The organism is Rhodocista pekingensis (genome assembly GCF_042665545.1).
In the GTDB taxonomy this organism is placed as follows: Bacteria; Pseudomonadota; Alphaproteobacteria; order Azospirillales; family Azospirillaceae; genus Rhodocista; species Rhodocista pekingensis.
This window is the reverse complement of record NZ_JBHTCM010000016.1, coordinates 112,299-118,496: the sequence shown is the minus strand read 5'-3', so window position 1 is coordinate 118,496 and position 6,198 is coordinate 112,299. Positions and strand designations below refer to the sequence as shown.

Below are 6,198 nucleotides of genomic sequence, written 5' to 3'. Positions count from 1 at the left end.
GATACGAGAGGGGCTGCCATGCCTCTCCCAACACCCGAGCGCAGGTTTCGTTACGCGCTCTTAGCCGATGATCCCGCCCGAACCGCCCAATCCGGATGGCTGGCGGGCTGCCGCCTAGCCGACAACCGCGCGCCCCACCGGGCCGAGCTGACGGTGCAGGAGCGCGCCGACCACATCACCGAGTGGGTGAAGCTGACGGAAGGGGGGAATTGGTGCAACTTGCACCAATTCCAAGCCGGGGCCGAAGGGCGCCATGCGCGAGGCGGAGCGCGCGCTTGGCCTTGAGCACACTGCGGTCAATCGCGCCGTCAAGATCGCCAGCATCTCCGACGAGGCCAAGCCGTCATTTCCTGAACAGGTCGGGCCGATCCAGGCCGAAGCGGTGCTTCCCGTCCTTCGGCGCGTGCCACGGGTTGCCGTATTCCCGCCGGCAGGGTGCCGCGTCTCCATCCTCAGTGATCCGCAGCACGATCCGCGCCCGACGCCGGGCGGCCCGGTTCTCCGCCGCCTTGAACGGCTTGTCGCTGGGGGCGGTAGTGGCGCCACAGAAGGGGTTGCGCCGGCGCGATCTGGACATCGTGTTCCCGTCTCCTGCGCCGCGCCTATGGCCGCTTCAGCCGCACGCCCGGCCCGCCGCCGTTCTCCGGGATGAACTCGACGCCGGCAGACTCAAGGGCGGTGCGGATCGCGGCGATGGTGCTGGTCCGGGGCGCCCCTTCTTCCAACTCAATCCGCGCAACGGTGCGTTCTGTCGTGCCGGCGTGGGCCGCCAGTTGCTCGCGCGACCAGTTCAGAAGGCCGCGGGCGGCGCGAAGCTGGGCAGCCGTAATTTCATCTTTCATGTAATTCACCGATTGATTTTCATGAAAGATGACATATCATGGTCTCGTAAGCAAGCCGACCGGCGCAAGATCGCCGGCCCCCCAACACCCCGAACCTTGGAGACGTGGACCATGGATTCCGCGAACGCTACCCCTTTGCCCGCCACGGCGATGGCGCACATTGCCAGCGCCGACAACGCGCTTCTGGACGTGTCCCTGGGGCTGGAGGCGCTGGAAACGATTGCCGCCGGCCTGCGCCACGAAGGCGCCCCCGATGACGATTGGGATGCGGTGGCGAACCGCCTGATCTGGGCCACCCGGAGCATCACCCGTCATGTGGACGACTGCCGCGCCGCGCTCGACGCCGCGGCCAAGGCCGGCGCCACCGCGAAGAAGGAGGGCTGACCATGACCACCGCCACACATCCGGCCGTCACCTTGAAGATGGAAGCCTACGACGCGGCCACACTGGCCCTGGAGGACATCGAGCGCGCCCAGCGCCTGCTGATGGCTGGACTCGATGTCACCGACGATGCGGCGCTCTACGCCGCGCGGCTGATCGGGACGCATGCGGCCCAAGTTCGCGCCGCGCTCGCCAGCGGGGACCCCACCACCACAGCGCCGACGGAGGCCGCCCATGTCTGACCGCCGCATGACCAAGGACGAGATCGTGGAAGAAATCCTGCGCCGGCTGATGGAGATGACACCGGAGGATCGGGCCTTCGCCTTCGCCCGGATGCGGGTGGCGCTGGCGGAGTTCAACGCGCCCACGGCCTGACCCGGCCGGCCTTCACGACACGCCCCGCCCGGTTCGCCGCGGCGGGGCTTTTCGTGTGCGCTATCGTCCGTCGTCGTCCGCCACAACCCGCGCCCCAATGTGGGGAACGGTGTGGGGAACAAGGCCCATGGCCGCGAGAAATATCTTTTAAATCAATTACTTATGGGGAGAAAATGGCGGAGAGGGTGGGATTCGAACCCACGGTACCCTTGCGGGTACTTCGGTTTTCGAGACCGACGCGTTCGACCACTCCGCCACCTCTCCGCATCGCCGCCGTTTCTGCGCCGGGGTGGTCTTGCCCCGGCCGGCTGCGAAGTGGCGCGCACCCTAACCAAAACGTCTGGGACATGCAAGTAGGAACAGAGACTGAACATCGGGGCTGTCGGTGCCTCATGGTCCGTGCGGTCCGGCCCGGCAGAACGCCCGGCAGCAGTTGCAGGGCGGCCCCGTGCAGGGGCGGCAGAAACTGCCGGCCGGCACCGGGATTCCCTCCCCGGGAATCAGGCGGAATGTTTTCGTATCAAGGCGTTAGAGGCTGGCACGGCGGTTGCTGAGAGACAGGCGTCCCTGTTCCCGGAGCACCGCCATGCCGCTGGAATTTCCCCTCTCCCGCATCGCCCTGTCGGAACCGACCCTGCACCCGTCGCGTCGGGAGCTGCCGTCGCTGGGGCTGGACCTGTCCGGAGAGACCGTCGGGGGGCAGTCGATGCTGCTGCGCGCCGCCCTGGCGCGGCTGGAGGAGGCCGAGCAGCGGCTGGCCGAGCAGCAGGAGCGCATCGGCTACCTGGAGACCCTGAGCCTGACGGACGAGCTGACCGGGCTGGCGAACCGCCGGGGCTTCCAGGAGGCGTTCCGGCGCGAACTGTCCGCCGTCGCCCGCGGCGGGCGCGGCGGCGTGCTGGTGCTGGTGGACCTGGACGGCTTCAAGGCGATCAACGACACGCACGGCCATCAGGCCGGCGACACCTATCTGCGCCATGTCGGCCGGGCGCTCCGCGAGAATGTGCGGGCCCAGGATCTGGTGGCGCGGCTGGGCGGTGACGAATTCGCGGTGCTGCTGACCCGAATCGGGCCCGAGGCCGGAACGGCCCGCGCCGCAGCCCTGGCCGACCGTGTCAACGGCCGGGCCTGCCCCTGGCAGAACCAGCGGCTGCCCCTGCGCGCCAGCTTCGGCAGCCAGCCCTACGGCCAGGGCGACAGCGAGGAGGCGCTGATGCGCCGGGCCGACCAGGCCATGTATGCCAGCAAGGCCGAGCGCCGGCGCGTCCGCCCGTAACCCCCACCCTCTCCGCCGGCACCACGGGCCCTGCGGCGTACCCGATACCACGGGCCGCGGCGGCGGCCCGGCCCTGGAAAGCAGAACGGGCCCCGGCGATCCGCCGGGGCCCGTCGCGTCGATTGCCCTGACCTCAGCCCGTGATCTTGGGCTTCGGCAGGTCGAGCTTGATGTGCAGTTCCTTCAGCCGCTCCGGCGCCACGCCGTTGGGCGCCTGCATCAGCAGGTCCTCGGCGCGCTGGTTCAGCGGGAACAGGATGACCTCGCGGATGTTCGGCTCGTCCGCCAGCAGCATGACCATGCGGTCGATGCCGGGGGCGGAGCCGCCGTGCGGCGGGGCGCCCAGCTTGAAGGCCGAGAGCATGCCGCCGAACTTCGCCTCCAGATCCTCGGCGGCATAGCCGGCGATCTCGAACGCCTTGTACATGATCTCCGGCCTGTGGTTCCGGATGGCGCCCGAGGACAGCTCCACGCCGTTGCAGACGATGTCGTACTGGAACGCCTTGATCGTCAGCGGGTCCTGCGTCTCCAGCGCCTCCAGCCCGCCCTGCGGCATGCTGAAGGGGTTGTGGCTGAAGTCGATCTTCTTCCGCTCCTCGTCGTACTCGTACATCGGGAAGTCGACGATCCAGCAGAACTCGAAGCGGTCCTTGGCGATCAGGTCGAGCTGGGTGGCGATCTCCGTGCGGGCCTGACCGGCCAGCTTGGCGGCGGGACCGACCTGGTCGCAGACGAAGAAGACAGCGTCACCGTCCACCGCGCCGGTCGCCTGCCGCAGCGCGGCCTGCGCCGCCTCCGGAACGAACTTGGCGATCGGGCCCTTGCCGGCCCCGCCCTCGAAGACGATGTAGCCGAGGCCGGGAGCGCCCAGACCGCGGGCCCAGTCGTTCAGCTTGTCGTAGAAGCTGCGCGGCCGGTCGGCGACGCCCGGCACGCGGATGGTGCGGACCACCCCGCCCTTCTCGATCACGCCCTTGAACGCCTTGAACTCCACGTCCGGCCGGCGGAAGACGTCCGTGACGTCCACGATCACCAGCGGGTTGCGCAGGTCCGGCTTGTCCGAACCGTACTTCAGCATCGCCTCGTCGAAGGGGATGCGGACGAACGGATAGGGGCTGACCGACTTCTTCACGCCGGTGAAGCCGCTGAATTCCTCGAAGATGCCGTGGATCACCGGCTCGATCGCGGCGAACACGTCCTCCTGGGTGACGAAGCTCATCTCGAAGTCGAGCTGGTAGAACTCGCCGGGGCTGCGGTCGGCGCGGCTGTCCTCGTCGCGGAAGCAGGGCGCGATCTGGAAGTAGCGGTCGAAACCGCTGACCATCAGGAGCTGCTTGAACTGCTGCGGCGCCTGCGGCAGGGCGTAGAACTTGCCCGGATGGTTGCGCGCCGGGACCAGGAAGTCGCGCGCGCCCTCCGGCGAGGAGGCCGTCAGGATCGGCGTCTGGAACTCGGTGAAGCCCTGCTCGATCATGCGGCGGCGGACCGACGCGATGACGTTCGAGCGCAGCACCATGTTCCGCTGCATCTTCTCCCGGCGCAGGTCCAGGAAGCGGTAGCGCAGGCGCAGCTCCTCGCCGGCGTCCTGCTCGGAATTGACCTGCAACGGCACCTGATCGGCGGCGGACTGGACGTCCAGCTCCTTCACCTGCACCTCGATCCGGCCGGTGGGCAGCTTGTCGTTCACGGTCTCCGCCGTGCGCGCCACGACCTTGCCCGTCACCGTGATGACGGATTCGACCCGCAGCCCTTCCACCGTCCCGAAATTCGGGTTCGAGGTGTCGATCACGCACTGCGTCAGGCCGTAATGGTCGCGCAGATCGATGAACAGCAGGTTCCCGTGGTCGCGCTTGCGGTGGATCCAGCCGGACAGCCGGACGGTCTCGCCGGCGTTCTCCTGGCGGAGCTGGCCACAGGTATGGGTGCGGTAGGCGTGCATGGGGATCGGCCGTGACAATGCAGGTGGGCCCGGCGGCGCGCACGCCGCAGGCAGCGGCGGGCAACAGCGCACGGATTGCCCCGGATTGTCAAGGCAAGGGTGGGACCGAATTAGGCCCCGACGCCCCCGGAATATGGGCCGGAACCGGCAGCCAGCCGCTTTCCCCGCTACGCAGGGTCGTGTAAGAGGGGATGCCATGATGCTGATAACCACGACCGCCGATCTCGCCGCCTTCGTCACCCGCCTGAAGGGCGCCGAGTACGTCACCGTCGATACGGAATTCATGCGGGAGAAGACCTACTGGCCGCAGCTCTGTCTCGTCCAGGTTGCCGGCCCCGACGAAGCCGCCGCGATCGACCCCCTGGCGGAAGGCATGGATCTGACGCCCCTGTTCGAGCTGCTGCACGATCCGGGTGTGCTCAAGGTCTTCCATGCCGCGCGGCAGGATGTGGAGATCTTCGTGCATCTGACCGGCGCGGTGCCGGCCCCGCTGTTCGACACGCAGATCGCCGCGATGGTCTGCGGCTTCGGCGATTCCGTCGGGTACGAGACGCTGATCACCAAGCTGACCAGCGCCCGCATCGACAAGTCGAGCCGGTTCACCGACTGGTCGCAGCGCCCGCTGACGGAACGGCAGCTCAGCTACGCCCTGTCGGACGTGACGCACCTGCGCCCCGCCTACGAGAAGCTGCGCCGCCGTCTCGCCAAGACCGGGCGCGAGCACTGGCTGGACGAAGAGAACGTGATCCTGGCCGATCCCGCCACCTACCGGGTGGACCCGGAGGAAGCCTGGCGGCGCCTCAAGGTGCGGACGGAGAAGCCCCGCTTCCTGGCCGTGCTGAAGGAGGTCGCCGCGTGGCGCGAGCGGGAGGCACAGCGCAAGGACATTCCGCGCAACCGCGTCCTGCGCGACGAAGCGATCGTGGAGATCGCGGCGCATGCGCCGACCTCGGTCGAGGATCTGGCCCGCACCCGTGGCCTGGGCGCCAGTCTGGCGCAGGGCCGCTACGGCACGGAAGTGCTGGCCGCCATCCAGACGGCGCTGGCCCTGCCGCCCGATCAGTTGCCCCGGCCCGATCCGCGCAACGACATGCCGCCCGGCATCGCGCCGACGGTGGAACTGCTGCGCGTGCTGCTGAAGATGGTCTGCGACGCCAACGACGTCGCCAGCAAGCTGGTCGCCACCGTCGCTGACCTGGAGGCCATCGCCGCCGACGACGAAGCCGACGTGCCGGCGCTGAAGGGCTGGCGCCGCGAGCTGTTCGGCGAACCGGCCCTGAAGCTCAAGCATGGCCGGCTGGCGCTGGCCATCGAGAAGCGCAAGGTCAAGCTGGTGGACATCCCCGCCGCGTGATGCCCGACGGCGGTGCGTTCACAGACGCGCC

At 68.6% G+C, this 6,198-nt stretch carries 8 protein-coding genes and 1 tRNA gene; 5 read left to right on the top strand and 4 right to left on the bottom strand.

The window, feature by feature from the left end; all coding sequences use genetic code 11:
• Positions 1-343: 343 nt before the first annotated feature.
• Positions 344-577 carry a hypothetical protein gene (locus ACFQPS_RS15300; RefSeq protein ID WP_377360082.1) on the bottom strand — a complete coding sequence of 78 codons (234 nt, stop codon included), beginning with the start codon at positions 575-577 and terminating at the stop codon, positions 344-346.
• 25 nt (positions 578-602) lie between these two features.
• The gene (locus ACFQPS_RS15295; RefSeq protein ID WP_377360087.1) at positions 603-842 is read right to left on the bottom strand and encodes a helix-turn-helix domain-containing protein; all 240 of its coding nucleotides are present in this window, start codon (positions 840-842) and stop codon (positions 603-605) included.
• A gap of 111 nt (positions 843-953) precedes the next feature.
• Between ACFQPS_RS15295 and ACFQPS_RS15290 the strand changes: the two genes are divergently transcribed.
• Genes ACFQPS_RS15290 through ACFQPS_RS15280 form a run of 3 tightly spaced genes read left to right on the top strand, consistent with a single transcriptional unit; the run spans position 954 to position 1,598 of the window.
• Positions 954-1,226 (top strand): hypothetical protein, encoded by a 273-nt coding sequence (locus ACFQPS_RS15290; protein WP_377360081.1) that lies wholly within the window; start codon positions 954-956, stop codon positions 1,224-1,226.
• Between the two features lie 2 nt (positions 1,227-1,228).
• Positions 1,229-1,465 carry a hypothetical protein gene (locus tag ACFQPS_RS15285; protein ID WP_377360080.1) on the top strand — a complete coding sequence of 79 codons (237 nt, stop codon included), beginning with the start codon at positions 1,229-1,231 and terminating at the stop codon, positions 1,463-1,465.
• On the top strand, positions 1,458-1,598 hold the full coding sequence (locus ACFQPS_RS15280) for a hypothetical protein (protein ID WP_377360079.1): 141 nt from the start codon (positions 1,458-1,460) through the stop codon (positions 1,596-1,598). Before ACFQPS_RS15285 ends, ACFQPS_RS15280 begins: the two co-directional genes overlap by 8 nt.
• 174 nt (positions 1,599-1,772) lie before the next feature.
• Here the strand turns inward: ACFQPS_RS15280 and ACFQPS_RS15275 are convergent.
• Positions 1,773-1,862: transfer RNA gene (locus tag ACFQPS_RS15275), tRNA-Ser, on the bottom strand.
• Between the two features lie 322 nt (positions 1,863-2,184).
• On the opposite strand from ACFQPS_RS15275, the gene ACFQPS_RS15270 reads away from it, so the two are divergent.
• Positions 2,185-2,874, top strand: a complete 690-nt coding sequence (locus tag ACFQPS_RS15270) for a GGDEF domain-containing protein (protein ID WP_377360078.1) — start codon at positions 2,185-2,187, stop codon at positions 2,872-2,874.
• Between the two features lie 133 nt (positions 2,875-3,007).
• Here the strand turns inward: ACFQPS_RS15270 and aspS are convergent, their stop codons facing one another.
• Positions 3,008-4,813, bottom strand: coding sequence for an aspartate--tRNA ligase (aspS, locus tag ACFQPS_RS15265; protein WP_377360077.1), 1,806 nt, complete (start codon positions 4,811-4,813; stop codon positions 3,008-3,010).
• 196 nt (positions 4,814-5,009) lie between these two features.
• Between aspS and rnd the strand changes: the two genes are divergently transcribed.
• Entirely contained in the window at positions 5,010-6,167 is a 1,158-nt protein-coding gene (rnd, locus tag ACFQPS_RS15260) for a ribonuclease D (protein WP_377360076.1), read from the top strand.
• The last annotated feature ends 31 nt before the right edge of the window (positions 6,168-6,198 follow it).